This window comes from Psychrobacter sp. FME5 (assembly GCF_014861375.1).
Classification (GTDB): Bacteria; Pseudomonadota; Gammaproteobacteria; order Pseudomonadales; family Moraxellaceae; genus Psychrobacter.
Map to the genome: position 1 here is coordinate 16022 of NZ_RRYX01000005.1, position 24970 is coordinate 40991.

The 24970-nt window shown below is 44.5% G+C and carries 20 protein-coding genes and 3 tRNA genes; 12 read left to right on the forward strand and 11 right to left on the reverse strand.

Annotated features, from left to right (window positions below; genetic code table 11):
- Positions 1 to 22 precede the first annotated feature (22 nt).
- Entirely contained in the window at positions 23 to 1042 is a 1020-nt protein-coding gene (locus tag EI161_RS01665) for a DUF3025 domain-containing protein (RefSeq protein ID WP_192523596.1), read from the forward strand.
- A gap of 302 nt (positions 1043 to 1344) precedes the next feature.
- The gene (locus EI161_RS01670; RefSeq protein WP_192528833.1) at positions 1345 to 4188 is read left to right on the forward strand and encodes an aconitate hydratase; all 2844 of its coding nucleotides are present in this window, start codon (positions 1345 to 1347) and stop codon (positions 4186 to 4188) included.
- A gap of 151 nt (positions 4189 to 4339) precedes the next feature.
- Here the strand turns inward: EI161_RS01670 and EI161_RS01675 are convergent, their stop codons facing one another.
- The 6 genes from EI161_RS01675 to gltX all read right to left on the reverse strand — a co-directional run bounded on the left by EI161_RS01675 (position 4340) and on the right by gltX (position 8195).
- Positions 4340 to 4690, reverse strand: coding sequence for a glutaredoxin family protein (locus tag EI161_RS01675; RefSeq protein ID WP_192523594.1), 351 nt, complete (start codon positions 4688 to 4690; stop codon positions 4340 to 4342).
- A 140-nt stretch (positions 4691 to 4830) separates the two neighbouring features.
- Complete coding sequence (locus EI161_RS01680; protein WP_192523593.1) at positions 4831 to 5484, reverse strand: LysE family translocator; 654 nt, start codon at positions 5482 to 5484, stop codon at positions 4831 to 4833.
- Positions 5485 to 5721: 237 nt separating this feature from the next.
- Positions 5722 to 5797, reverse strand: a tRNA-Glu gene (locus EI161_RS01685).
- A 158-nt stretch (positions 5798 to 5955) separates the two neighbouring features.
- Positions 5956 to 6031: transfer RNA gene (locus EI161_RS01690), tRNA-Ala, on the reverse strand.
- 122 nt (positions 6032 to 6153) lie between these two features.
- On the reverse strand, positions 6154 to 6531 hold the full coding sequence (locus tag EI161_RS01695; protein ID WP_192523592.1) for a hypothetical protein: 378 nt from the start codon (positions 6529 to 6531) through the stop codon (positions 6154 to 6156).
- 137 nt (positions 6532 to 6668) lie between these two features.
- Positions 6669 to 8195, reverse strand: coding sequence for a glutamate--tRNA ligase (gene gltX / locus EI161_RS01700; protein ID WP_192523591.1), 1527 nt, complete (start codon positions 8193 to 8195; stop codon positions 6669 to 6671).
- Positions 8196 to 8453: 258 nt separating this feature from the next.
- On the opposite strand from gltX, the gene rsmH reads away from it, so the two are divergent.
- The 7 genes from rsmH (at position 8454) to EI161_RS01735 (ending at position 18149) form a co-directional block, all read left to right on the forward strand.
- Positions 8454 to 9623: a 16S rRNA (cytosine(1402)-N(4))-methyltransferase RsmH gene (gene rsmH, locus EI161_RS01705; RefSeq protein WP_318779295.1), complete on the forward strand. Its 1170-nt coding sequence runs from the start codon at positions 8454 to 8456 to the stop codon at positions 9621 to 9623.
- Between the two features lie 250 nt (positions 9624 to 9873).
- Complete coding sequence (locus EI161_RS01710) at positions 9874 to 10395, forward strand: cell division protein FtsL (protein WP_192524596.1); 522 nt, start codon at positions 9874 to 9876, stop codon at positions 10393 to 10395.
- A complete protein-coding gene (locus EI161_RS01715; RefSeq protein ID WP_192524597.1) occupies positions 10392 to 12500 on the forward strand; it encodes a peptidoglycan D,D-transpeptidase FtsI family protein in 2109 nt (702 codons plus the stop codon). Before EI161_RS01710 ends, EI161_RS01715 begins: the two co-directional genes overlap by 4 nt.
- Positions 12501 to 12585: 85 nt before the next feature.
- Positions 12586 to 14325 carry a UDP-N-acetylmuramoyl-L-alanyl-D-glutamate--2,6-diaminopimelate ligase gene (locus tag EI161_RS01720; protein WP_192524598.1) on the forward strand — a complete coding sequence of 580 codons (1740 nt, stop codon included), beginning with the start codon at positions 12586 to 12588 and terminating at the stop codon, positions 14323 to 14325.
- 93 nt (positions 14326 to 14418) lie between these two features.
- On the forward strand, positions 14419 to 15867 hold the full coding sequence (locus EI161_RS01725; protein ID WP_192528834.1) for a UDP-N-acetylmuramoyl-tripeptide--D-alanyl-D-alanine ligase: 1449 nt from the start codon (positions 14419 to 14421) through the stop codon (positions 15865 to 15867).
- Between the two features lie 3 nt (positions 15868 to 15870).
- A complete protein-coding gene (gene mraY / locus EI161_RS01730; protein WP_192528835.1) occupies positions 15871 to 16989 on the forward strand; it encodes a phospho-N-acetylmuramoyl-pentapeptide-transferase in 1119 nt (372 codons plus the stop codon).
- A 206-nt stretch (positions 16990 to 17195) separates the two neighbouring features.
- Positions 17196 to 18149, forward strand: coding sequence for a putative RNA methyltransferase (locus tag EI161_RS01735; protein WP_318779356.1), 954 nt, complete (start codon positions 17196 to 17198; stop codon positions 18147 to 18149).
- A gap of 147 nt (positions 18150 to 18296) precedes the next feature.
- Here EI161_RS01735 and EI161_RS01740 read toward each other — a convergent pair whose 3' ends face one another.
- The 4 genes from EI161_RS01740 to EI161_RS01755 all read right to left on the reverse strand — a co-directional run bounded on the left by EI161_RS01740 (position 18297) and on the right by EI161_RS01755 (position 22072).
- The gene (locus tag EI161_RS01740) at positions 18297 to 19829 is read right to left on the reverse strand and encodes a phospholipase D-like domain-containing protein (RefSeq protein WP_192528836.1); all 1533 of its coding nucleotides are present in this window, start codon (positions 19827 to 19829) and stop codon (positions 18297 to 18299) included.
- Between the two features lie 189 nt (positions 19830 to 20018).
- Positions 20019 to 20702: a DUF421 domain-containing protein gene (locus EI161_RS01745; protein ID WP_192528837.1), complete on the reverse strand. Its 684-nt coding sequence runs from the start codon at positions 20700 to 20702 to the stop codon at positions 20019 to 20021.
- Between the two features lie 85 nt (positions 20703 to 20787).
- Positions 20788 to 21576, reverse strand: a complete 789-nt coding sequence (locus EI161_RS01750) for a YdcF family protein (protein WP_192528838.1) — start codon at positions 21574 to 21576, stop codon at positions 20788 to 20790.
- Positions 21577 to 21981: 405 nt separating this feature from the next.
- Positions 21982 to 22072: transfer RNA gene (locus EI161_RS01755), tRNA-Ser, on the reverse strand.
- Between the two features lie 233 nt (positions 22073 to 22305).
- Between EI161_RS01755 and EI161_RS01760 the strand changes: the two genes are divergently transcribed.
- From EI161_RS01760 to EI161_RS01770, 3 genes are all read left to right on the forward strand, one after another.
- Complete coding sequence (locus EI161_RS01760; protein ID WP_225735178.1) at positions 22306 to 23124, forward strand: DNA/RNA non-specific endonuclease; 819 nt, start codon at positions 22306 to 22308, stop codon at positions 23122 to 23124.
- Between the two features lie 75 nt (positions 23125 to 23199).
- A complete protein-coding gene (locus EI161_RS01765; RefSeq protein WP_192522966.1) occupies positions 23200 to 23463 on the forward strand; it encodes a hypothetical protein in 264 nt (87 codons plus the stop codon).
- A 251-nt stretch (positions 23464 to 23714) separates the two neighbouring features.
- Positions 23715 to 24098 (forward strand): DUF2147 domain-containing protein, encoded by a 384-nt coding sequence (locus EI161_RS01770; RefSeq protein ID WP_192522967.1) that lies wholly within the window; start codon positions 23715 to 23717, stop codon positions 24096 to 24098.
- A 246-nt stretch (positions 24099 to 24344) separates the two neighbouring features.
- Here EI161_RS01770 and EI161_RS01775 read toward each other — a convergent pair whose 3' ends face one another.
- A complete protein-coding gene (locus EI161_RS01775) occupies positions 24345 to 24683 on the reverse strand; it encodes a P-II family nitrogen regulator (RefSeq protein WP_192522968.1) in 339 nt (112 codons plus the stop codon).
- Positions 24684 to 24970: the final 287 nt, after the last annotated feature.

Genomic DNA, 24970 nt, shown 5'->3' on the forward strand with positions numbered 1-24970 from the left:
ACGTCTAACAGAGATAATTGCTATGACTGCCAGTGATCTACCCATCAAACCCCATTTCTATGCTGATTCGAATAGTTTGCCCATGTCTGATGGTAAGCTTGATAAAATCTTTGCTCAAATTGACTGGCAAGCACCGTGGCTGCGTCATTTAAATCAATTAAAAGATATCAGCGAGGCCGTTAAAGGCATGAGTACGCTAAATGAACAAAAGAACAATGCGGCGTATGACGGTCCATCAATAGATGTAATCGCTGGTGTATTAAACAAAGCATTCAACCAGCAAAGTAGCCACACGCAAATAGAACTGCCAACCACCAAACCTACGCTAAACAATCAAGCTAAAACTTTAGAATTTGTCTCGCAAAATGCGCTGCCAGAAGGTGAGGCGTACGAGAGTTTTATCGGCACCACTGGCAATATTCCGACGCGTGATAATTTGCATGATTTATTTAATGGCAGTATTTGGCTTACTTTTCCAAAGACCAAAGCGCTGCTCAACTACTATCATATGCTCGAAATCGCAGAGCAAGGCATTGGTGGTAGTCGGGGGCGTGTTCGCGATACCATCACCGTATTTGATGAGAATGGGGCGATACTGGTGACAGCCGAACCGAGCATCGGTGAAGCACTGATTGATTTTGATTGGCAAACGAGCTTGGTTGCGCCACGTGCGCAGTGGGATAATCCGAAACAAATAAGCGCAGACGATAAAAATAATGCTAAGGCGGCGGTTTATATTTTTGGTCATGCATTGCTAGAAAAGCTCCTACAGCCACGTAAGCCGTTATGTGCGCATAGTATCGTGATAAATGTAACGCAAGATTTCTTTGCTTTATCATTGTCTCAGCGTATGCAGTATTTGGATAATCAAGTCGCTGACTATATGGATATATTATTGTCACGACATGATGTCACGCCGCGTAAACTGTCGCCATTGCCGATTTTGGGAGTGCCGCACTTTTGGGCTGAAAATGCCAATCCTAGTTTTTATGATGACAGCCAAGTTTTTCGTAGTGGCCGTCGCCAAAAAAATAAAAGTTAAGGTAGAATTAAAGTACCTGTCAATCAACTCCTAAACCATTGTCGCGTTTACGATTGTGCCACGATTTGTCAACGTCTGGTTGTTAACAAAGCAGCCTAGGTTTGCTATGGTAAGAGGACGCGGTTGATAGCTGAACTGATTATACTTATTTTTTAATAAATTTAAGAGTAAATCTTTTAAGTAAAAAAAGTAAAAACGAACAATAAATACCACGATAAAAAACAAGCATTTAGCCACCTGTTATAACGATAAATTCATAACAATCTCTACTTAAATTTCAAAATGTAGATAAGGAAGCTACCATGAGTGATATTTTTAATGTAAAAGACACTATCTCGGTTGATGGCAAGGAACATGCCTATTATAGCCTGCCAAAGTTGGCTGAAACCTATGAGAACATCAATAAACTGCCATTCTGCATGAAAATCGTCTTAGAGAATCTATTACGTAATGAAGATGATGGCCAGTCTGTCGGCAAAAACCATATCGAAGCCGTGGCTAATTGGGATGCGGGCGCAGAATCATCAAAAGAAATTGCCTTCATGCCAGCGCGTGTTGTGTTGCAAGATTTCACAGGCGTACCATCAGTGGTGGATTTAGCAGCCATGCGCGATGCGGTCGTTGAGCTGGGCGGTAAAGCCGAGCAAATTAATCCGTTTATTCCTAGTGAATTGGTCGTTGACCATTCCGTGCAGGTTGACGCTTATGGCCGTGAAGACGCGCTAGATTTGAATGAGAAAATTGAATTTAAGCGTAACAATGAGCGTTATGAATTCTTGCATTGGGGTCGCAATGCGTTTAAAAACTTCGTTGTCGTCCCACCAGCCACTGGTATTGTGCATCAGGTAAACCTTGAGTATTTAGCACGTGTGGTGATGGCTGCTGATGTCGATGGTGAACTGACGGCATATCCTGATACGGTATTCGGTACGGACAGTCACACCACGATGATTAATGGTATTGGTGTACTCGGTTGGGGTGTAGGTGGTATCGAAGCCGAAGCCGCAATGCTGGGTCAACCGTCATCGATGCTGATTCCACAAGTGGTTGGTTTTGAGCTGACTGGCAAGCTAACGGAAGGCGTCACCGCGACGGATTTAGTATTGCGTGTGGTTGAGATGTTACGTGCCCATGGTGTCGTTGGTAAATTCGTCGAATTCTTTGGCGAAGGTTTGCACAGCATGCCGTTAGCAGATCGTGCCACGATTGCCAATATGTCGCCAGAGTATGGTGCGACTTGCGGTATCTTCCCAATTGACCAAATGGCGATTGATTATCTGCGCCTATCTGGACGTGACGAAGCGCAAATTAAACTGGTCGAAAAATATGCCAAAGCGCAAGGTCTATGGCACGATGCTGACACGCCAGTTGCGACTTATTCAAGTAAGCTAGAGTTGGATTTATCATCAGTACAACCAGCGCTTGCTGGTCCTAATTTGCCACAACAGCGTATTAATCTATCAGATATGTACGACAAGTTTGGTGAAACGCTAGAGAAAATGACTAAGGATCGTAAGTCAGAAATAAAAGGCAAAGAGCGTTTTGACGAAGAAGGCGGTGAGCAAGAGCAAGCAGAAAGACTAGCGGCGAAACCTAATAATGCTGCAGAAAATACCCCGTTTGACGTCAATGATGTGAGACATGCTGAACACAGTGCTTTTTCTACCGTTAATATAGATGAGGATGAACATAAGCTGCGTGATGGTGCAGTGGTCATTGCTGCGATTACTTCTTGTACCAACACCTCAAACCCTGCGGTTATGATTGGTGCAGGTTTGGTGGCGAAAAAAGCCGCTGCGAAAGGTCTAAAGGCCAAGCCTTGGGTCAAAACGTCATTAGCGCCTGGCTCTAAAGTAGTCACCGATTATCTTGAAAAAACCAAGCTAATGGATGAGTTAGAAAAAACAGGCTTTTACTTAGTGGGTTATGGTTGTACCACCTGTATCGGTAACTCAGGGCCACTGTTAGAGTCGATCGAAAAAGGCATCGAAGATAATGATCTAGTTGCTGCGGCGGTACTATCAGGTAACCGTAACTTTGAAGGTCGTATCCACTCGCACGTCAAGGCCAGTTATTTGGCTTCACCACCATTGGTTGTCGCTTATGCGCTGGCAGGTACGGTCGATATTGATTTGACCACCCATCCACTCGGACAAGATCAAGACGGTAATGATGTCTATCTTAAAGACATCTGGCCAACGTCGGATGAAATCAATGAGCTGATTGCCAATAATATCGATGCAGAGATGTTCCGCAAAAACTACGGTGAAGTATTTGACGGTAGTGCAGCATGGAACGCCATTAGCTCAGCTGATAGTCAATTATATCCTTGGGACGAAGAATCTACTTATATCAAAAACCCACCGTTCTTTGATGGTATGACTATGGAGCCAGAAGGTATCCTCGATATCGAAGGCGCACGTATCTTAGGTCTATTCGGTGATTCGATCACTACTGACCACATCTCACCAGCGGGTAATATCGATGCAGATTCTCCTGCAGGTAAATACTTGCAAGAGCGTGGTGTGATGGAAGCCGACTTCAACAGCTATGGCTCACGCCGTGGTAACGATGCAGTCATGACACGCGGCACCTTTGCCAATATCCGTATCAAAAATACTATGATGGGTGGTAAAGAGGGTGGCTATACTTATTACTTCGCAGGCGATAATGACAAGCTTGAAGACGGTAAAGAGATGGCTATCTATGATGCGGCGATGAAGTATAAAGAAGACAAGCGTCCGCTAGTGGTGCTTGGCGGTGCAGAATATGGCTCTGGCTCTAGCCGTGATTGGGCAGCCAAAGGAACTATTTTGCTAGGTGTAAAAGCAGTGTTGACCAGCTCGTTTGAGCGTATTCACCGCTCGAACCTAGTTGGCATGGGCGTACTGCCATTGACCTTTAAAGAGGGCGAAAACGCTGAAACCTATAAGCTCGATGGTTCAGAAGTCATGAGTATCACTGGTCTCGACAATGGCGAAAGCAAAACGGCTAAAGTTACCGCTACTCGTGCTGATGGCTCAAGCGAAAGCTTTGAGGTCAACGTTGGTTTGCAGACCCCAAAAGAGCGTGAATACGTGCGTCACGGCGGTGTATTGCACTATGTGCTACGTCAGTTAGCTGCGGACAGTAAAAACGCTGCATAATGGTTAAGTAGACTGAGTATAAAAAGAAGCCCAATCCCAGTAAAATAAGGGATTGGGCTTTTTGTGTTTAAGCGAGACTTTTATAATGCAAATTTTAGGCTTGGCAATCGACGTGCCGTCCATCGAATAGTTGTCTATATCATGAGGTGCTTTACTGGTTTTTCACCTGTAACTCAATAGCAGGTTTATTGTAGCCTCGAATCACTTCATCATTAAATAACAGCAGAGGCACACCGCCACCGCCTAGGCTTTCGTATTGTCGAAAGCCCTCAGCAGAGCGCTCGATATCGTATTCGCAATAGTCAACATTGTGCGAGGCGAGCAACTGTCTAGTCTGCTCGCAATATGGGCACCAGACAGCACCGTATAAAACAATGTCATTATCATTAGAGACGTCACAGGCAACAGAGTCAACAGTAACCGTACTATCATTGATGAGGTAAATAGAGCCTATTAATACAGTGATACCGAGAATTGCTGAGAATATTTTTAAAAAAGTCATAGAACTACCTGTTTATCCCTGTTTTTAAGCTGATTCATTGGCAGTGAGTATAGTGGGGTTAAAACATGAAGTCTAATCGCTGCTCGAAATGAATAGGGCAGAGTGCTCTATATACAGGCTTTAAAAAACTAAGAAAACATTCAACCTTTTTCAGTCAACAGCTTAATTCCCAAACCAATAAACACCACACCGCTTATCTTATTTAAAACGACCTCGATAGATGGATTTTTTCTTAGGTTTTCACTGAATTTCGATGCCAATAGCGCCAAACAAAAGCACCATATAAAGCCAGTAATAGCAAAGGTCAATCCCAAAACGATAAATGACAACATGCTATAAGCATAACTGGCGTCGATAAACTGCGGAAAGAATGCCAAGAAAAATAAAGCGACTTTTGGATTAAAGGTATTGGTTAGTAAGCCTTGTTTGTATATTTGCCAATGATCTAAAGACTTAGTAGGTGCCGGTTTTCCATTTTCTTGCAAATGACTGGCTATCAAGGGCTGCTGTTTAGCCATTAGCATTTTGACGCCCAAATAGCACAAGTAACTGGCACCAATGTATTTGACGATCATAAATGCCAGTGGGGAGTTGGCCAATATAATGGACAAGCCCAGCGCTGCCAACAAGGTATGCACTAAAATACCTGAGATAATACCTAGTACGGAATAAAACCCTGCTTGGCGACCGTGTGAGATGCTACGGGTGATGATATACATGCTATCGGTGCCAGGGGTTAGGTTTAACAAAATGGCTGCCATGATAAACCCTAGATAATTTTCAATACCAAACATAGCCAATACTTCCTTGTGATAGCCTTAATTGTTCTTATGTTATAGAGAGCTAGAGAGCTTCTACATGTTATCAATATTCCTGATGGCTTATACAGCATTAATAGCCGTTTTCGGAAATAACAGACATAAAAAAGCCCAGTCACCGTATGATGACTGGGCTTTTTTATTGTTCGCTTATTAGTCTAATCTAATGTTTAAAGGTGCTAAGCAAAAGTGCTAATAAGTAACGCCGAATAGTGGCGTCCCCAGGGGGATTCGAACCCCCGTTACCGCCGTGAAAGGGCGGTGTCCTAGGCCTCTAGACGATGGGGACGCATAGAGTGTTATAACCAAGCGGTTACAACGGTACTTCACAATATCAGAGAACTTATCTATTAATAATAGAGCAAGCCGTGCCTAGGTGCTGATATCGTTCTACTAGCGAGTATTTATTTTCAAGTTTCAGTAAACTGAGCTTTATGATAAATAGTATGGTGGAGCTAAACGGAGTCGAACCGTTGACCCCTTGCATGCCATGCAAGTGCTCTACCAACTGAGCTATAGCCCCTCGCTAAGAGTGTGCGTATTTTATGTAAGTGCGGCAGTCTTGTCAACTGCTATTTTCAAAATAATTGATAAAACTACTAAAAAAAGCATTTAAATCTATTTTATCTTCGTTATGATTCTAAATTAACGTGGATTTTGCTTAAGGGCGATCTCTTTAATGGCTTTATCAGTGAAAAACTCTTCTTCCGTATCATTAGAGCTGTCATCGGAGAAAAGTACTGCGCAACACTCAGTGGGGATATATTGTCCGCCCTTTTGTTGTACTGTGCTGATACCCTTAAAGCCAATTATGTTGCACGCATCTAACCGATCTAGCTTATGTTTTGTATATTGGCAATAGGTGCTGTATATCCATTTTAAATCTTCAAAGTCCTGACCTGTGGTCAGAGTGAGCTTTGCGTCATAAAGCTCTTTTACGATTGCTCCATAGTATTTCTGTGCTTCTTTTAGTGTGTTAAAGACATGATCTTTACTTTCTATGGTGACGGTTTTGGCGGCCATATTTATTTCCTGTTTTATGTATTCAATAAACAATCAGTATCATTATGAAAATGCTAGGAGTAACGTAAAAGGGGGCAGTATTAGCCTGACCCCTTTTTTTTACTTTCTAATCATGTTGTTAATTAACAAGTTAAGAATTATTCAGTAGCTAAGAAATCTGGCAACGTTGCTGCTTGTTTCTCAAGCTTTTTAAGTTTCTTTTTACCCAAACCGCCTAATACGTCAACCGCATGACGCAAGCGTGTTAGGGTCATGTCCGCGCCAATAATAGCCATCGAGTTCATGACTGGCGTCGATGAGGTGCTACCAGCGATAGCGATAAAGAACGGTGCCATAAAATCACGCATCTTGATATCGAGATGCGCGGCAAGGCCTTTTAGTGTGGCGTAGATATTTTCTTCTGACCATGTTGGCAAGGTTTCTAGCTGCCACAATGCCAGTTGTAGCATCTCAATAATTTGCTCAGGGGCGAGTGATTTATGGGTAAAGCTTTCGGCATTGATATCAGGTAAGTTTTGGAAGTAAAAGCCACTCCAATTAACCGCATCAGACAGCAACTCGATACGAGGTTGAATAGCGGCGGCGATAGCAGTTAATTTATCGCTGTCACTGGCCCAGTCGAGGATTTTATTCTTTAGCTGTTCAGGCGTCAGCTCGCGTAGCCACTCAGCATTGAGCCAATTAAGCTTTTCGATATCGAAGATAGGACCGCCAAGTGACACGCGCTGAATATCAAAGCTGGCAATCATCTCATCCAAGGTAAATTGCTCAGCTTCATCAGGCATTGAGTAGCCCATACGACCAAGGTAATTAAGCAAGGCTTCAGGTAGCACGCCAGCATCACGATAGTAGGTGATAGAAGTTGGGTTTTTACGTTTAGACAATTTTGATTTATCTGGGTTACGCAGTAATGGCATGTGGCACAATACTGGCATCTCCCAACCAAAATACTCATAAAGTAGCTGGTGTTTCGGCGCAGAGTTAAGCCACTCTTCACCGCGCATGACGTGACTGATGTCCATCAAATGGTCATCAACGACGTTGGCTAAATGATAAGTGGGCATACCGTCAGTTTTTAGCAGCACCTGCATATCGACTTGCGTCCAAGGAATCTCAACTGTGCCGCGTAGCATGTCATGCACCTGACAGTTACCTTCGGTTGGCACGCGCATACGAATCACGTGTGGCTTGCCCTCAGCGATTAATTGCTCTGTTTTCTCTGGAGCTAAATGGGCGCAGCGGCCATCGTAACGCGGCGTTTCGCCATTGGCCATTTGTTCAGCACGCATCGCATCTAGCTCTTCACTGCTACAGAAACAACGAAACGCATGGTCGTTTTCTATCAGCTGCTCAGCGTGTTTTTTATAAATGTTACTACGCTCGCTTTGACGGTATGGCGCATGCGGTCCACCGATGTCTGGACCTTCTGCCCAATCAAGACCGACCCAACGCAGCGCATCCAAAATCATTTTTTCAGATTGTTCGGTCGAGCGTGTCTGATCCGTGTCCTCGATACGTAAAATAAATTCGCCGCCATGAGCTTTAGCAAAGGCTAAATTAAATAGCGCAATATAAGCGGTGCCCACGTGAGGAAAGCCCGTAGGCGATGGCGCAATGCGAGTACGTACAGGGCGCGTGCGGTTAGTAGTAGATATTTGTGTCATAGAAATCTCAGAATATGGTTATCGTTGGAAAATGGCAATAAAAAATACGGTTGAAACAATCGCAGTCAACGTTGAAAAATAGCGTAAAATATAGCGCTAGTATAACAGAAGAGGGGATATTTTTAACGAAATGCCCTTCTAGCGCTTGACTACCCGTGTAACCTTGCGATAATAATGTTAGGCAAGTTGTAACTTGTTTATTTTCATCTGATTTTTTACTATTACTGGCCAAAATGGTCATCATTTACTGAGTTGTTTGTGTCCAAATTGAATAATAAGCCAAAAAATACGCCAAATCCTAAAGTAAATCCTTCTTCAGCCACTGATGATTCTGAGTCAATGGTCATTCCGTCTGCTGTAGAAAGCGCTTCTGACAATAAACCTGCTCAGGAATCTGCGACAGAACAACCGACCTCTGATGCGTTAAGCTTTGTTCATGATGCGGTATTATTACAAGAGGCGGTTGCCGCGGTATTGGGTGTCAAGTCGTTACCAAGGCAAACAGACAGTGACGAACAAAGCAGTGACAGCCAGAAGCGTTTACAAATGAGTGGCATCTACGTCGATGCAACTTTTGGGCGCGGGGGTCATAGCCGTTTATTATTAAGTCAACTTGCCGATGATGCAACATTGATTGTCTTTGATAAAGACCCAACAGCCATTGGTGTGGCTCAAGAGCTTGCGAGTATAGATAGCCGCGTAAAAGTAGTTCATGATAGTTTTGCGACGTTGACCGATAGTCTAGCGGCGATGGGTATCATGCAAATTGACGGTTTGATGGCAGATTTGGGTATTTCATCACCGCAGATTGATGACGGCAGTCGTGGTTTTAGCTTTATGCGCGATGGTGCAGTTGATATGCGCATGGATACCAGCCGTGGACAGTCAGTTGCTGAGTGGCTGGAAAAGGTCGATGATGAAACTTTAGCCAATGTGCTCTATGAGTTCGGTGAAGAGCGCCATAGTCGCCGGATTGCGCGCGCTATTAAACAGATGGACAGTTATGACTCCACGCTTGAGCTGGCAGAAGTGATAAAAGTCGCGCATCCAAACTGGCAACGCGGTAAGCATCCAGCTACCCAAAGCTTTCAGGCCATGCGAATTTTTATTAATAATGAGCTTGGCGATGTCGATGACTTTTTAGAACAAAGCATTCCAATTTTAAAGTCAGGTGGACAGCTGGCCGTGATTAGCTTTCACTCGTTAGAAGACCGCCGTATTAAACAGTTTTTGCAGCGTCATAGCAAAGGGCAATATCCAGAAGATGAGAATTTGCCAATGCCGCCTAAGCGCCCACGTTATTTCAGTAAGCCCAAACGCGTTGGGCCTAGCAAGGCAGAGATAAGTCATAACCCCCGTTCGCGTAGCGCGTGGTTACGCATGGCAACGCGCACGGATATCGATTATCTGCCTAATGTTGAGTCATAAGAATGAGAAGGCTTTTACCGCAATAATCTTAAGTAGATACTTTTAATCGGTTTCTGTTAGTTGTTTATGATTAATTATTTTAATACTTACGCAGCTGTTAAAAATCTGTAAACATTGTCTGCTAGGCTCGGCAGTTACCTTTTTGTATGGTTTTACCTTTGTTGAGGGTGTTGATGGCGCATGAGGGTTTTATTACTCACAACCCGTTATCGCGTTTTTATACTTTGAATTCCACTTTTTTGAGATCGTCATGGCAATATCTGACAAACCTACCAACCGCCGCACCGCACCGCCACCTAATACCGATATTGGCGAATTGTTCGTGCGCCGGTTCAATGTGGTCAGTATTTATGTGGTCATATTATTACTATTGGCAGCGGCTATTTTATGGAGCGGTATCAAAACTGCTGAAGGTGTTCAGCAATATCATCAGGACTATAAAACCTTGCAAGACATGAAAAAACAAGAACGTAAGCTCCAAGTAGAACATCAGCGCCTACTTATTGAACAGCAGACTTTTAGTGCGACGCCGCAAATTGCCAGTCGTGCGGTTGCTGAGTTAGGCATGTTTTCGCCAACCCTCAAAGACAAGCTGATTATTCAACCGGGGGCAGCGGTTGCGGTAGCATTGACTGATTCTTCCAGTAGTTCAGATACCGTTGCTGCTAATGATTCAGATATTATCGAAACAGATTCGACGAATGATACTGCTGGAGTCGTACCTCCTGAGGTTGCTGCAACCAATTCTGACCTAGTGGAGGCAGGACAATGAGTGAGAAAAAGTCCAAATCCAAAACTGGTAAAGACTCAGTAAAAAACACCAATAAAAAATCAGCCAGCGGCAAGGTAACCAAACCGTTGCGCCGTGCTAGTGCCGCTAAATCGGGTCAAACGAGCAGCAAACCGAACAATAAATCCGCTGAGAATCGCAAAGCCAAGCTGTTTGGTCGCCTAAAAAACAATGAGGATCAAGGCGCCTATACCAGTGTAAAAAACCGTAAAAGTAAGATGGTTTTTTCTAGTAAGGCTTCGGGTGCTTCCTCTCGCGGTGGTTTTGAACAAGATAAAAACCGTTTTCGTACCGTTTGGGGTTTGGCGCTTATTATCTTAGCAGCGCTCATCGGTCGTGCTTACTATCTCCAAGTGGCCAATGCGCAGTTTTATCAAGATAAGGGCAATGAGCTCATTACCAGCGTGCGCACGCAAAAATCTTATCGTGGCATGATTACCGATCGTAATGACTTGCCTCTCGCGGTCAGCGCGCCACTGGCAACCGTATCCTTTAGTCCGCATGATTACGCGCGTGAATATTACGAGCTCAAGCGGATTATTATTACCAATCCTAACAGCCCGCAGCTGATCTCTCGTATGCAAAAGCGTCTGGATAATATGGACTTAACTCAGCTTGCTGCGTCCGCCAATATTTCGGTCTCCGAGCTAAAAAGAGTCACCGCTATCGACGATAGTATCGATGTGACTGATGAAGCAGCGGTCAAAGCGGCACTACCATCAGGTGCAGGCTCGCACTACTTGCCACTGCTGAATAAAGTAACGCCTGAGATTGCTCAAAGTGTTAGCTCGCTTGATTTCCCTGGCGTGTATGAGAAAAACTTCTTTCAGCGTTATTATCCACAGCCGCAACCCAACTCGCAGCTATTGGGCTTTATGGGTCAAAACGCCAGTGACCCTGACGGTGGTTACGAAGGGCGTGCTGGTGTTGAGCGTTTGTATGAAACTGAGCTGGCAGGCGAAGATGGTAAGGTTCTGGTGTTAAAAGATGCCAAACAAAACAGTCTTAAAGAGATTAAACAGGTTGAACCAGAAGTGCCAGGCAAAAATGTGGCATTGACCATCGATTCGCGTCTGCAGTACTTGCTATATAAAGAGTTAGAAAAAGCAGGCCGCTTACAAAAAGCCCGCTGGTCAACAGGCATGGTGGTGGATGTCCAAACTGGTGAAGTATTGGCACTATCGACATGGCCATCGTTTAATTCTAATAACCTCAATGAAATGACTGGTGAAAACCAGCGTAACCGTGCACTTCTTGATGTCTTTGAACCCGGTTCGGTGATGAAGCCATTCACGGTTGCTGCGGCTTTAGATTCGGGTAAATATACTACTACCTCGTTGATCGATACCAACCCTGGCTCCATTCGCGTCCGTGGTTATACCATTCGTGACCATAATAATCTGGGGATGATTAATATGGCGACGCTAATCCAAAAATCCAGTAACGTGGCTTCTACCAAAATTGCGTTGTCTCTACCAGCTGATGGCATTACTAACATGCAAAAGAAGTTTGGTTTTGGCGCAAAAACACCGCTACAGTTCCCAGGTGAAGGAAGTGGACTTGTCGTCACACCAAAAGAAAAAGAAACTTCAAGACGGGCGACAGTCAGTTATGGCTATGGCATACAAGTGACATTAGCGCAGGTAGCGCAGGCTTATTCAGCGCTAGCAGCAGGTGGGGTGATGCATCCATTGACCCTCATCAAAGATGACAAATCGCAGCCAAGTAAACGCATTATGGCGCACGAACAAGCGATGTCTATCGTGCAAATGATGGAAGGCGTCACCGAAACTGGCGGTACGGCAAAAGGCGCGGCTATTGATGGTTATCGAGTCGCTGGTAAAACCGGTACGTCACGGCGTATCAATCCAAAAGGCGGTTATTATACCGATCAATATCGCAACGTCTTTGCGGGTATGGCGCCAGCATCCAACCCAAGGCTGGTCGGAGTGATGTTAATCGAAGATCCACGTGGTCAGATTTATGCTGGTTTAACAGTAGCCCCCGTTTTTCATAACGTCATGAAAGAGGCGCTGCGGTTATATAATGTGCCTTTGGATAAACCATTAAAAACGGAAGACCCATAACCATAGTGGTAAGCCTATGGAAGTCAGCTTTTTACTGGTTCAGCTATTTATTATTTGATTTGTGTTAACTGTTTAGGATTTGCCCATGACCCTGTCTACCATGTCGCCAAGCAGCGTTACTGTGAGCTTGCAACAACTGCTCGAAGCCAGCGACCGCAATAATGATAATTTGCAGCAGGCATTAACGGCGTTGATATCGCCGCCTATCATCCAGTCAACCATACAAGAATCATTAACACCAAGACCATTCGCTCAGGCTAATTCAAGTCTAACCAGTGCGGTTGCTAATATGCCATTTCAGCAGTTCTGTTTAGACAGTCGTCAGCTAGAGCCGAGCGATGTGTTTGTCCTATTAAAAAGCCACACACCAAACTGCCAAAAAAGTCGTGGCTATCTTTTAAAAGCTGCTGAAAGTGCCGCTTTTATCCTATCGGAAATCGATCCTATCGCGTTAATGGCTAAGGCAAATGTACCGCCACATGCCAATATCTCTCTAACAGACGATAGCACTCCTAGCGCCGAGCAGCAGCTTGCAGCGCTGCCTTGCCCTGTTTTATATGTGCCCAATATCCGTGGTTTTTTAGGAAGCTTAATTCAAGCACGTTTGCAGTATCAGCAGCCAGTAAGCTTGGCAAAGGTCGTCGCAGTGACGGGTACCAATGGCAAAACGACCATCAGTCAATTGGTCGCACAATTGACCCAATTGACGGGTATGAGTAGCGCGGTAATGGGTACGGCAGGCAACGGGAGACTAGGCGCTTTGGAGCCAGCCAGCCATACCACAGGTGACGCATTAGCCGTCCAGCAGTTCTTGTATCAAATGGGTGTAGAAGGCGCTGAGCTCCTAGCACTGGAAGCCAGCTCGCACGGTCTGGATCAGCAGCGCTTGCAAGGTATGCCCGTATCAGTGGCGATTTATACCAACTTAAGCCGTGACCATCTAGATTATCATGCCGACATGGCAGAGTACGCAGCAGCAAAAGCCAAACTGTTTGATAAAGCACATTTCCCAGATTTGACCCACGCTATTATCAATATCGACGACGAGCACGCGCCGGTGATGCTTGATACGGCGCACAATAGCGGCTTAACGGTTTGGACATATAGTTTAGACGCCTCGAAAACAGCCACCTTTGTCGCCGCTGAAATCGCACCGAGCTTGCAAGGGGTTAAGGTTAATCTGCGTACTGATTTCGGTAACGAGAAAGCGGGTAGTGTAGAGATAGTCAGTCCCTTACTCGGGCGTTTTAATGTGGCGAATTTGCTTGCGGCGATTGCCGCTGCTGTAGCCCTAGGGATTGGTTTGGAGCGCATTGCAGCCGTTATCTCGCAGCTACAAGGTGCGGTTGGACGTATGCAGCGTGTGCCGTCGAATGAGGGCTGTTTTATCGTCGATTATGCCCACACACCTGATGCCTTAAGTCAGGTGCTCGCTAGCCTTAAAACCCATTGTAAAGGTCAGCTATGGGCTGTGTTTGGTTGCGGCGGTGACCGTGATGCTGGCAAGCGCCCATTGATGGCACAAGCAGGATTGGCTGGTGCAGATAAAGTTATTTTGACGGCAGATAATCCGCGTACCGAAGACCCAAATGCGATTTTACAAGACATGCAAGCGGGGATGAATACCGAGCAATATCAACGTACTCATATTGAGCCTACGCGCCGATCAGCCATCGAATACGCGGTCAATCATGCAGCTGCTGATGATATCGTCGTCATCGCTGGCAAGGGTCATGAGACCTATCAAGAAATTAATAATGTCCGTCATGATTTTGATGACAGTGTTATTTTGCATCATGCTTTAGCGCAAGCTCGACGCGTATAAATAGCAGCGGTTGCAAGCCATTTTTTAATTTTTTCAAATAAGTTTTGATATTTTAATATAAAAAATAAGTAGTCATCATATAAGGTAATCACTATGACAGCCGACAACGATAATATCATTCAGTCGCAAGGGCTGTATGTTTGGCAAGCAGATAATCTGCTTGCGGCAACAATGGCAGTGAATGGGCGCTGGCAGCTGGGTGAAGAGCAAGTAGAATCAAATCATAATATTAAAAGCACTCGTATCGCTACCGATACCCGCACCATAAAAGCGGGTGATATCTTTTTGGCTCTGAGTGGTGATAATTTCGATGGACACGACTACATTGAGATGGCCGCATCACAAGGTGCGGTCGCTGCTATCGTATCAAAGCCTATTTCTACTGTTCATCCAAATACGATCCCGCAGTTGGTTGTCAGTGACACGCGCTTAGCGTTAGGTCAGCTAGCCACCTATCGCCGCCAGCAGCATCAAAATCTCACGGTAATTGGAATCACTGGCTCGAGCGGTAAAACCACCTGTAAAGAGATGCTTGGCAGTATCTTTGGCAGACTGGCGCCGACATTGATTACCCGTGGCAACCTAAATAATGATTTGGGTGTGCCAATGATGTTGCTCGAACTATCAGATCATCATCGTTATGCCATCCTAGAACTGGGTGCCAATCACATTGGTGAGATTGCTTATACCACCGAGATTGTACAGCCTGATGTGGCTTGTATTCTAAACATTGGCACCGCTCATTTGGGTGAGTTTGGCAGCCGTGATGGTATCTGCCAAACCAAAGCAGAGATTTATAGCACCTTAACCGATGCGCAGTTTGCGATTGTCCCTGACAAGGATGACTTTACCAATAAACTGCGCCGTATCGCTGAAAATCATACGTCACATGTGATTGGCTTTGGTAATACTGACGTCAGTGCCAGTCATCTCGATGTCGAGCCTGAACGCAGCGAATTTAAATTGCATATTGGTAGCCAAGTTCATGATATTAATTTACCACTGGCTGGTGAGCATAATGTCAATAATGCCTTGGCGGCGGCTGCCTGTGCACACGCGCTCAATATCGCTGTCAGTGACATCGTGATTGGGCTAGAAAATGCACGTCCAGCCAAAGGTCGTTTGAATAGTCAGATAATGGGTATGCATCGTCTTATCGATGATACTTATAATGCCAACCCACATTCGGTACGCGCAGCAGCCAAAGTGCTGGCGGCGCAAACGGGCACCCAAGTCATGGTGTTGGGTGATATTGGTGAGTTGGGAGATGCGGCAGTCAGTGAGCACCAAAGCTTGGGACGTACCATTGCCACTACTGGTATCAATGTACTGCTTTGTGTCGGTGAATATGCAGAATACACCGTGGCAGGTGCCAAAGAGATTTCTGATATCAGCGCACATGCCTTTGCTGATAAAGACAGTTTATTAAAGTATTTACAGCCGTATTTGCAAGCGCAACAAGCGAAGCCTTGTACTGTGTTGTTCAAAGGCTCACGTTCCATGGAAATGGAAACACTTATCAATGCGCTAGTCGAGGAGTAGGCGGTGTTAGTTTGGTTATTTAGCTGGCTTGGCCAGTATTATACGCCGTTTTCTGCGGTTTCTTCATTGACGCTACGCGCGTTACTTGCGGTTGTTACCGCGCTGACTTTTAGCATGTTCTTCGGTGGACGAGTCATTAGGCATTTGCGTGCACTCAAGTATGGGCAGGCCATTCGTAATGATGGGCCGCAGTCGCATTTGGCTAAGACGGGCACGCCGACCATGGGTGGGGTGTTGATTCTGAGTGCGATTGGCATATCAACCTTACTGTGGGCGCGCTTGGACAATCCTTATGTGTGGATTTTGCTCATCGTCATGATTATCTTTGGCGCAGTCGGCTGGGCTGATGATTGGCTGAAGATTAAATATAAAAACCCGAAAGGCTTGATTGCTCGCAAAAAATATTTTTGGCTATCGATGGGCGCGTTGTTCGTCGGGGTGTCGTTATATTATATCGCCACGCTACAGCCAGATATCGCAACCACCCGCGAGATGCAGGATTTACTATTGCCTGTCTTTAAGAATTGGATTATTCCATTCTCTGCGGTACCGTTTGGTATTGGGTTTATTATCTTTACTTATTTTGTGATTAATGGTGCCTCTAACGCGGTCAACTTAACCGATGGTTTGGATGGTCTAGCTATTTTGCCCGTGGTATTGGTTGCGGCAGGTTTGGGTGCTATGGCGTATGTGTCAGGTGACGTGCGCTTCGCTGATTACTTGCATGTGCCTTATATCCCTTACAACTCTGAGGTCATTATTGTCTGTGGCTCGATGATAGGGGCAGGTCTTGGCTTCTTGTGGTTTAACGCGCATCCTGCACAAGTATTCATGGGTGATGTGGGTGCACTTGCGCTTGGCGCAATGCTCGGTACGATTGCTGTCATGACTCGTCAAGAGATTGCCTTTGCCATTATGGGTGGTCTGTTTGTCGCTGAAGCATTGTCCGTGATGCTACAGGTTGGCTCGTATAAACTACGCAAAAAACGTGTCTTTCGGATGGCGCCACTGCATCATCACTTTGAAGAGATTGGTTGGAAAGAAACGCAAGTGGTGGCAAGGTTCTGGATTATTGCCATTCTCCTTGTGATTCTGGGTTTGATGACGTTAAAACTGCGTTAAGCATACTCTCACCAAGCATCGTTTTGTCTTAAATCAATATCTTGTCAAAAAGCCATCTCACAAATTGAGATGGCTTTTTTATTGGCTGATTATAGAGTCTTCTCTCTGTTTTTTATCATGCCTTATTTTTTATCGTGCCTTTTATGCCTTGATAGGCCTGAATTTTGTTAAAATGACAGCCATATTTGTATGATTTTGAGAAACCCGTGTCTTTATTTATTTGTCCCCTTTGCCACTCACCCATGCAGCCAGCAACTGATACATGGCGCTGTGATGGCAGCTTGCATCCAAAACAAACCTCGCATCCGTTTGACGTGGCGCGTCAGGGCTATGTCAATCTGTTACCAGTGCAACAAAAGAAGTCCAAAGCGCCTGGTGATAGCCAAGCCTCTATCGATGCACGTCAACGGTTTTTGAATGCAGGGCATTATCAGCCATTACAAGCGTTAATTGGGCAGCAAATGGCGCAACTGTTGGCGCAATATGAGCGAGTAACAACATCGGTGGCGGAGCGAGATAAAGGTGCTGTCAATTGGTTGGATATCGGTTGCGGTGAGGGATACTATACCCAAGCAATGGCGCAAATGGGAGCAGATGTCATAGAGACGCTGATAGCGGCTGATATCAGCAAGCCTGCCGTGTCTACGCTTGCTAAAGTCAGCAAGGCAGCCAGTCAATTATGGTATCAAAAAGACAAAGATAGCGCTGCTAAGACAGCCATTTATCCATTGGTGACTAGTGCGGCTCATCTGCCATTGCGTGCTCATAGCGTGACAGGTATCAGTAGTATTTTTAGCCCTATTTTGCCAGAGGCGTTTTCTGATGTATTGATTGATGCAGGGTATTTAATCATAGCCAAGCCTGATGTTGGGCATTTAGCAACGATGCGTGAGGCATTGTTTGATAGTGTACGCGAGCATGATTCTGATAAGTTCTTACAAGAGTTAGCGCCATTATTCACGCTGATAGGTACACATCGTGTCAGTACGGTACTGAGACTATCGGCAGATGATTTGGCTGATTTGATGACCATGACGCCTTATGCTTATCGTGCTCGCGCAGAAAATCGGCAAGCCTTGCTCGCCAGTAGCGAGACATCGCCATTTCAGACAGAGGCCAAGTTTGTAGTGTATGTCTTGCAAAAGAGTGGTGATATATAAGATATATAAAGTACTTTTCAAATGAATGGAGCGCTTGTTAAATGAGGAGTACGCTTTTTAAATGATTGGATGGCGACCTTACTCTAGGGCGTGTCCTCAATTCAGTGAGTTTCAACGAATAGTCGTCTAAGTGCGTTAAAATGCCACTTATAACACAGGTCCCATTGTCGCAACGATATTATTCCAAATCCTGTAGGGCAGCGGCCAGTTTTCGACCTGCTCACGGGTCACCTCATCAGAGTCAGCAATATACTGATATTGACGCTCAACGATGTCAGGGGTAAGTGCTCTATCACTAAAAACGATGTTGTTTTCATAATTCAAATCAAAGCTACGCAAATCTAAATTGGTCGAGCCAATCAGGCCAATCTCCCCATCGACAGTCAAGGTTTTTGCATGTAATAAGCCTGGCTTGTACTCATAGATTTTCACTCCGGCTTCAAGCAGTTGCCAATAGTAGCTATGGCTGGTGGCAGCAACAACGATAGAGTCGTTATTTTGTGGAAAAATCATCGTAACGTCTACACCGCGGTAGGCTGTGGCGCATAAAATACTGACCAGTGAATAGTCAGGTACAAAGTAGGGCGTTGATATAATGAGGCTGCGCTGTGCTTGGCTAATTAATGCACCCAAAAACTGCGGCGTGGTACCGTGGCGCTGTGTCGGTCCGTCAGAGAATACTTGTGCGGCAAAGCCGTTGTGCACTTTTTCATCATTGTTTAAAACAACATTTGAATCGTTATCTACCTCATTTTTTATAGCATAAGACCCCTGCGGCTCTGTATGGGGCTTAATTGTTGGTTGTGTGTAGTATGCGAAGCTTTCGAGTGGCGTATAGGGGTTTTCACTTAGCCAATCACTGGCAAATAGCATCTGATTTTGCGCTACGATTGGTCCTTCGACTCGCAGCATAATGTCCACCCACGGTGCAAATTTAGGCTTGACCAAAAACTCAGGATCGGCACAGTTGCGACTTCCAGAGTAGCCAATTTTGCCATCAATCACGGTAATCTTGCGGTGATTACGCAAATCAATACGACTAAACATCATCACCTTTAAGATATTGCTGATCGGTAGGGCGACGCTGACTTGGACACCTGCGTCTTTCATTTCTTGCCATAACTTTGAGCGCACCATTTTACGTGAACCCATCCCATCAACCATGGCGCGGCAGGTGACGCCGCGCTTTGCTGCCCGTATCAATGCTTGGGCCGTACCGATACCCATACCATCAATCAGCCAAATATAGTACAACACATGGATATGATCAGTCGCCGCATCAAAATCAGCAATCATGCGTCTGCGCGTCTCGCTTGCGTCTGCCATTAGCTCCGCTTGGTTGCCTACCGTTGTATGAAAGCCTGTGGCATTGGCAGAGTAGGCAAACGCTGCTCGATACTCAGGTTTGACGGCTTGCACCAATGCTGAATGACTGCCAAGCACCTCGGGATTACGTGCACGCAGTCTATCAATCGTTTGCTCACGCTCGCGGGTAAAATTACGTCCTAAATGCACCTCGCCAAACATCCAATAAACCACAACGCCAAGATAAGGCAAAATGAAAAGGATGACAATCCAAGCCAACCGTGCAGGTGAGGTTAAGTCATGGCGAGACAGAACACGCAATGAAATTAATATCAGCAAGATAAAATGAATGGTTAAGAAAATATCCAAAAGCATGAGGCTATCCGTTATTTTTTATCGGCAGTTTTTATCGGCAATTTTTACTGATTATAACGCACTCAAAAATATCAACCGTGTTGATTGGTATCCATATTAGTACCAGTACCAGTATCAATACGGTAGCAACATAAGCCTATAAAAAATAAGAATGTGGCTTTTTTACTAGGATACTCCTTAGGACATGCCCTAAGTCACGATTTCATTGTTGATTGCTTTCGCCCAACGCCTGCTTTTATTTTTACAGCGCATACATAACTCATCAGCGCGCGTGAGATGGTCGACGTTACCGCAGTACATACAAGCATAACGAAAGTTTGGCTCTACTTGTGTGACGGCTTTGTAAGGTTTAGGGAATAGCGGCAGACCATAACGGGTGTCATCTAAAGGGTATAATATCAAGCTAAAGTTGCCATCGGTCTCAAGCAGACCAATGCGAACTTGCCCCAAATGCTCAACTCCCTGCCTGCGCATCTCACTAAAAAACTCATCATGCGACATCTTGCCTTGCTTGATTTTCTCCAGTACCAACAGTCCATTTTCGACGATATAGACGGGCTTGCCTTCCAATAAATATTCAAAAGGCTGGTACTTCATCATAAACCAAGTAGATAGGCGGTACAGGCCAATCACCACGCTCATGATAATCACAGCTTGGATAATCGGTAGATCTTCGGTGAACATGGGGTCACCAGCGATAGAGCCTAGTGATAAAATAATGGTCAGCTCAAAGATAGACAGCTGACGCACGCCGCGCTTACCCGTAAAGCGTAAAAACATGATGATGAGACCAAACATCACCGCTGCGCGTAGAGCCACCTCAGCCGCGAACGCCCAAGTGGTGTTGTGAATAAAAATACCTGCCCAATCCATGTCTGACTTCCTTTTTAAAACGTAACAATCGATTGCTTTTGGTTTCCACTGATAATAGCACTACGACACCGTATCATAAGGCGCGTTAATATTCGCCGAATAACCAACCGCTGACAAAAGCAAAATACTCACGGAACCAAGCATTATAACGAATGGATAACGGTGTTGGACTGGCGACAGTGATGGAGTGTGTATAGCCTTGATGTCGCGCAATGCTGGCTGCGCGAATGGTATGAAAGTCACTGGTAACGATAGCAATAGGGTCAGTAATAGAGATACCTTGCGCCGCTAATAGGGCTTGGCTATTGGCTAAATTTTCTTCTGTACTGGTGCTTTTACCTTCTTGTAGAATGCGTTCAAACGGAATGCGGTGCGTCTCGTGTAAGTAGGACGCCATGATATCAGCCTCGCTACGGCTACGCTGAAAACCAACACCACCGCTGGTTATTACTATGGCGTTTGGTTGTGCATCAATGAGAGGCGCCGCAGTATCTAAGCGCTTGGCTAAGGTAGGAGTGGGTTTGCCTGCGACTGTGCCTGAACCTAATACAACGATAGCTGCCACTGTCGGCGCTGGTTGCTGGCTTCGTTCAATCTGCTGCTGCAGTGACCAAACAAACACCATAAAGCTGATAAGCCACAGGATAAACAAACCCCATAAGCCATACCATACTCGCTTAAATAGAGGGTTATGCCTGATGAAACGGCGAATTCGTTCCCAGTAAATGCCATGAATGACAAAAATTACGCCAATAATAAATGGCACTACTGAGCCAAAGTTAATCTTGCCAATAATCATCAATACAGCGCAGTCTATGGTGATGATGATACCGACAATTAGTAGGAGTATACGGATGAGTAAGGTTTTGCACATAGCTGAAAACTGCTTGTGTTTAATGAACTGCAAGATAATTATAATACCAACGATATAATCCTTGAGCTAGCTACCGTTAACTTAGATTTTTAGTAAAATATAATATTTTGATTATAAGATATTGACGGATGAGCTGTTTAAGACCCATCAGCGCTCATGGAGATAGGGCATTCATGTCGATGACAGTAGTGGCTGATACTCAAAAAATAGCAGCTGGGATACTGAGAAAAAACAGCGAGGCGTCCAGTAAAGGCGCGGGCGGGGTTTAGTAAATAAGTTTAAATAGGAATAACTAGAAAAATCAGGCAAGATAAAGTTAAGCGTTACTGCTTAACACTTAGCAGATGTTTTTAAAAATTTGGATAGAGTGGTAAAACTAGAGGCTTTGATAAAGCAGAGTAAGATTGGCGGTGAAGGAGGGATTCGAACCCTCGATACGCTATGAACGTATACACACTTTCCAGGCGTGCGGTTTCAGCCACTCACCCACTTCACCGTTTAGACAGCGCGTTTTTGGACGACACTGATTTTTGACTGGCTAAGTATAGCGGATACCATTTAAAAAGTCACCACTTGCGCCCTATCTTTCTTGATTGTTAGATGCCTGCTAGGATAGCATGCACGTAATAATAAGCATAAATGGTAGAAAGTTGAATGATAAGTATTGGCAAGCCTAAATATAGGCTTACAAATAACATAATAATGACAGTGTTTACGGCTATACTCAGTATGAGCTCAGCGTACGCCGACGATTTTACCCAGTGTAGCCAGTCCTTTTATGGTGGTATCTATCCCGAATTTACTAATCCTAAACTGAGTAAAGATACCCAGTCATTATGTTTTGATGGTTTTGCTGTCATGTATTCTGGTGTATCGCGTACGCCGCTGTGGTCAGCCGAATATTTGGACCGCAAGCGCTTGCAGCAAGCCAAAAAAATCGATCGTGAAGACAGCTTTCATGAAGAGAGTCGTTTACCGAAGTCCATGCGCGCTAAACTGTCTGATTATTCAGGCTCTGGTTATGATCGCGGTCATCTATCCCCTAATGGTGATATGGCCAATCGTAGCCAACAGTATGATAGTTTTAGTCTGGCTAATATTGCCCCGCAATCTCCACGTAATAATCGCTATATTTGGCGTAATATTGAGTCTGCCACTCGCTATTTGACCCAGCAGTATGGTGAAGTTTATACCATCACAGGAGTGGCATTTACTGGCAAAAAAACCAAACAGCTTGCTGACCGCGTACTGGTGCCCAGTCATTTTTTTAAAGCGGTTTATATCCCAGCGACCAATCAAGCGGGAGTGTACTATGCACCGAATGATGAATCAGAGCGTATAGAAGTCATTAGTATCGATGCGTTGACTACTGAGATTGGTATCGATGTCTTACCCGTACTAGACCCTCAGACCAAAGCGCAAGCGTTTGATTTACCATTGAAGGCGGGTGAACGTTCAGACATACCAGATGAGCCCGTAGAAGAGCCCACTTGGATATTGTTTGTGTTGGCAATACTAGAATGGGTGCTCACACAACTGCAGGCGTGAAACGTCTGTATGTGATCAAAAACGGATGATATTGAAAAATAACGTAAGATACGATTTATAAAAAGGATATTATAAATGATTGAACCATTTGCTAATGACCACCAAAGTATGCAGATTGGAGAGCTGGTTATCGAGAACCAAAAAGATAAAATCATCATTTATGGAGATATTGATCTGACGTTGGATTCGTCTGGATATCAGCAAGCTGAGCAGTTACACGAGCTAACAACCAAAATTATGCAAGCTTTTGAGACTAACGAGCCTTATAACAACAATGATATTAAGTCAAAGAAAAAGGATGACCAGACAGGCAAAGAAATAGACAACCCTTTCCTGTAACTCTTTGATATGGTTTTGTTTTTATAGAAATAATAAAGTATAAAAAAATTACTAGGCAAAATCTAAAAATTGCTTATAATGGGTCAAGACATCGCTTATACCGTTCAAATCTTTGGACAAAAGCCTATGAGTAGACACGGTCATTAAATATAACCGTCAAGCTTTAAAAAAGATTCTAGCAAAGGATAAGCATAGAATATTAGAAACATAACGTTTCGAGTAACCACTGTATAAATGAAGGGAGTCAATTTATGAAATTACTTACAAAAACTGCTTTAGCTGCGGCTGGTATCAGTATGGCCACTATGGCATTTGCTGCTGATCCATTAGCCAATACTACCTGGCAGACCTATGACGATGGCAAGCCAAAAGGCACGGTCAAAATCACTGAGTCAAATGGTGTGTTGACAGGTAAACTCATCGCAACTAACTCAGCCAAAGGTAAGAAACACGTCGGTATGACCATTATCTCTGGTCTGAAAGCTGATGGCGGTGGTAAATATAGCGGTGGTACGATTACTGACCCTGAAAAAGGCAAGGACTACCGTATGACTGCACAACTAAGTGGCAGTACGTTAAATTTAAAAGGTTATATTGGTCCATTCTCACGTAGTCAGCAGTGGAAAAAGAAATAAGTCCATCGCTTATTTTTACTATCAAGTTTAATCTTGAGCCATAAAAAATCCCACATTACCGTAAGGTTTTATGGGGTTTTTTATGGCTCTAACTTTAATTTATGGTTCTAGTTTTGGTATAAGCTCAACATGTTTATATTACAAGCTCGAGATGAGATTCCATAATGCATATTAATTCCCCTTGAATTGATGCAATCAGTTATCAGTATGCTCTATCAGTCTGTACTTATTATTCGTTCTCAGGCTTTAAATAGCGTCAGGACCTGTCTCGCCCGTACGTATACGAACGACTTGTTCAAGATTGGTCACAAATATCTTACCATCGCCGATTTTGCCAGTGCTTGCAATACGAGTGATGGCTTCGATAGCAGGCTCGACCATTTCATCGACGACCGCCACTTCGACTTTTACCTTGGGTAAAAAATCCACTACGTATTCTGCACCGCGGTAGAGCTCAGTGTGGCCTTTTTGGCGACCGAAACCTTTAACTTCGGTGACAGTGACACCTTTGACACCGATGTCAGAAAGCGCTTCACGTACATCATCGAGCTTAAATGGTTTTAAGATCGCAGTGATTAGCTTCATAAAAAATTCCTTATTTGTGTGATGCCATAAGTTGATGGATAGAAGTGTTGTGCCTTATTGTATCGCGGCTATGTTTACCAGCGGCTATGCTTACCACGAGTTATTCAAAGATTGGGCTAAACCTACTCAAGGGGAAGGCAGGATTAACCGTATTTGCTCAAAATAATTATGGTAATGGTAAAAAATTGCTCATAGTGTAACAATAAAACCCGTTGCTATAAGCGTAAAGAATAGTAATCAACCTTTAGCGTTAAACCAACGAAAACTTTATTATAACCAACTTTCTA

What these genes read in the sequence shown, in the direction of transcription:
- EI161_RS01675 (WP_192523594.1), bottom strand. Translation starts at nt 4,690, where the DNA reads ATGACTTTTTTAAAAATATTCTCAGCAATTCTCGGTATCACTGTATTA.
- EI161_RS01775 (WP_192522968.1), bottom strand. Translation starts at nt 24,683, where the DNA reads ATGAAGCTAATCACTGCGATCTTAAAACCATTTAAGCTCGATGATGTA.
- EI161_RS01720 (WP_192524598.1), top strand. Translation starts at nt 12,586, where the DNA reads ATGACCCTGTCTACCATGTCGCCAAGCAGCGTTACTGTGAGCTTGCAA.
- EI161_RS01680 (WP_192523593.1), bottom strand. Translation starts at nt 5,484, where the DNA reads ATGTTTGGTATTGAAAATTATCTAGGGTTTATCATGGCAGCCATTTTG.
- EI161_RS01665 (WP_192523596.1), top strand. Translation starts at nt 23, where the DNA reads ATGACTGCCAGTGATCTACCCATCAAACCCCATTTCTATGCTGATTCG.
- EI161_RS01765 (WP_192522966.1), top strand. Translation starts at nt 23,200, where the DNA reads ATGATTGAACCATTTGCTAATGACCACCAAAGTATGCAGATTGGAGAG.
- EI161_RS01770 (WP_192522967.1), top strand. Translation starts at nt 23,715, where the DNA reads ATGAAATTACTTACAAAAACTGCTTTAGCTGCGGCTGGTATCAGTATG.
- EI161_RS01715 (WP_192524597.1), top strand. Translation starts at nt 10,392, where the DNA reads ATGAGTGAGAAAAAGTCCAAATCCAAAACTGGTAAAGACTCAGTAAAA.
- EI161_RS01740 (WP_192528836.1), bottom strand. Translation starts at nt 19,829, where the DNA reads ATGCTTTTGGATATTTTCTTAACCATTCATTTTATCTTGCTGATATTA.
- EI161_RS01760 (WP_225735178.1), top strand. Translation starts at nt 22,306, where the DNA reads ATGAGCTCAGCGTACGCCGACGATTTTACCCAGTGTAGCCAGTCCTTT.
- EI161_RS01750 (WP_192528838.1), bottom strand. Translation starts at nt 21,576, where the DNA reads ATGTGCAAAACCTTACTCATCCGTATACTCCTACTAATTGTCGGTATC.
- EI161_RS01710 (WP_192524596.1), top strand. Translation starts at nt 9,874, where the DNA reads ATGGCAATATCTGACAAACCTACCAACCGCCGCACCGCACCGCCACCT.
- EI161_RS01745 (WP_192528837.1), bottom strand. Translation starts at nt 20,702, where the DNA reads ATGGATTGGGCAGGTATTTTTATTCACAACACCACTTGGGCGTTCGCG.
- gltX (WP_192523591.1), bottom strand. Translation starts at nt 8,195, where the DNA reads ATGACACAAATATCTACTACTAACCGCACGCGCCCTGTACGTACTCGC.
- EI161_RS01695 (WP_192523592.1), bottom strand. Translation starts at nt 6,531, where the DNA reads ATGGCCGCCAAAACCGTCACCATAGAAAGTAAAGATCATGTCTTTAAC.
- EI161_RS01725 (WP_192528834.1), top strand. Translation starts at nt 14,419, where the DNA reads ATGACAGCCGACAACGATAATATCATTCAGTCGCAAGGGCTGTATGTT.
- EI161_RS01670 (WP_192528833.1), top strand. Translation starts at nt 1,345, where the DNA reads ATGAGTGATATTTTTAATGTAAAAGACACTATCTCGGTTGATGGCAAG.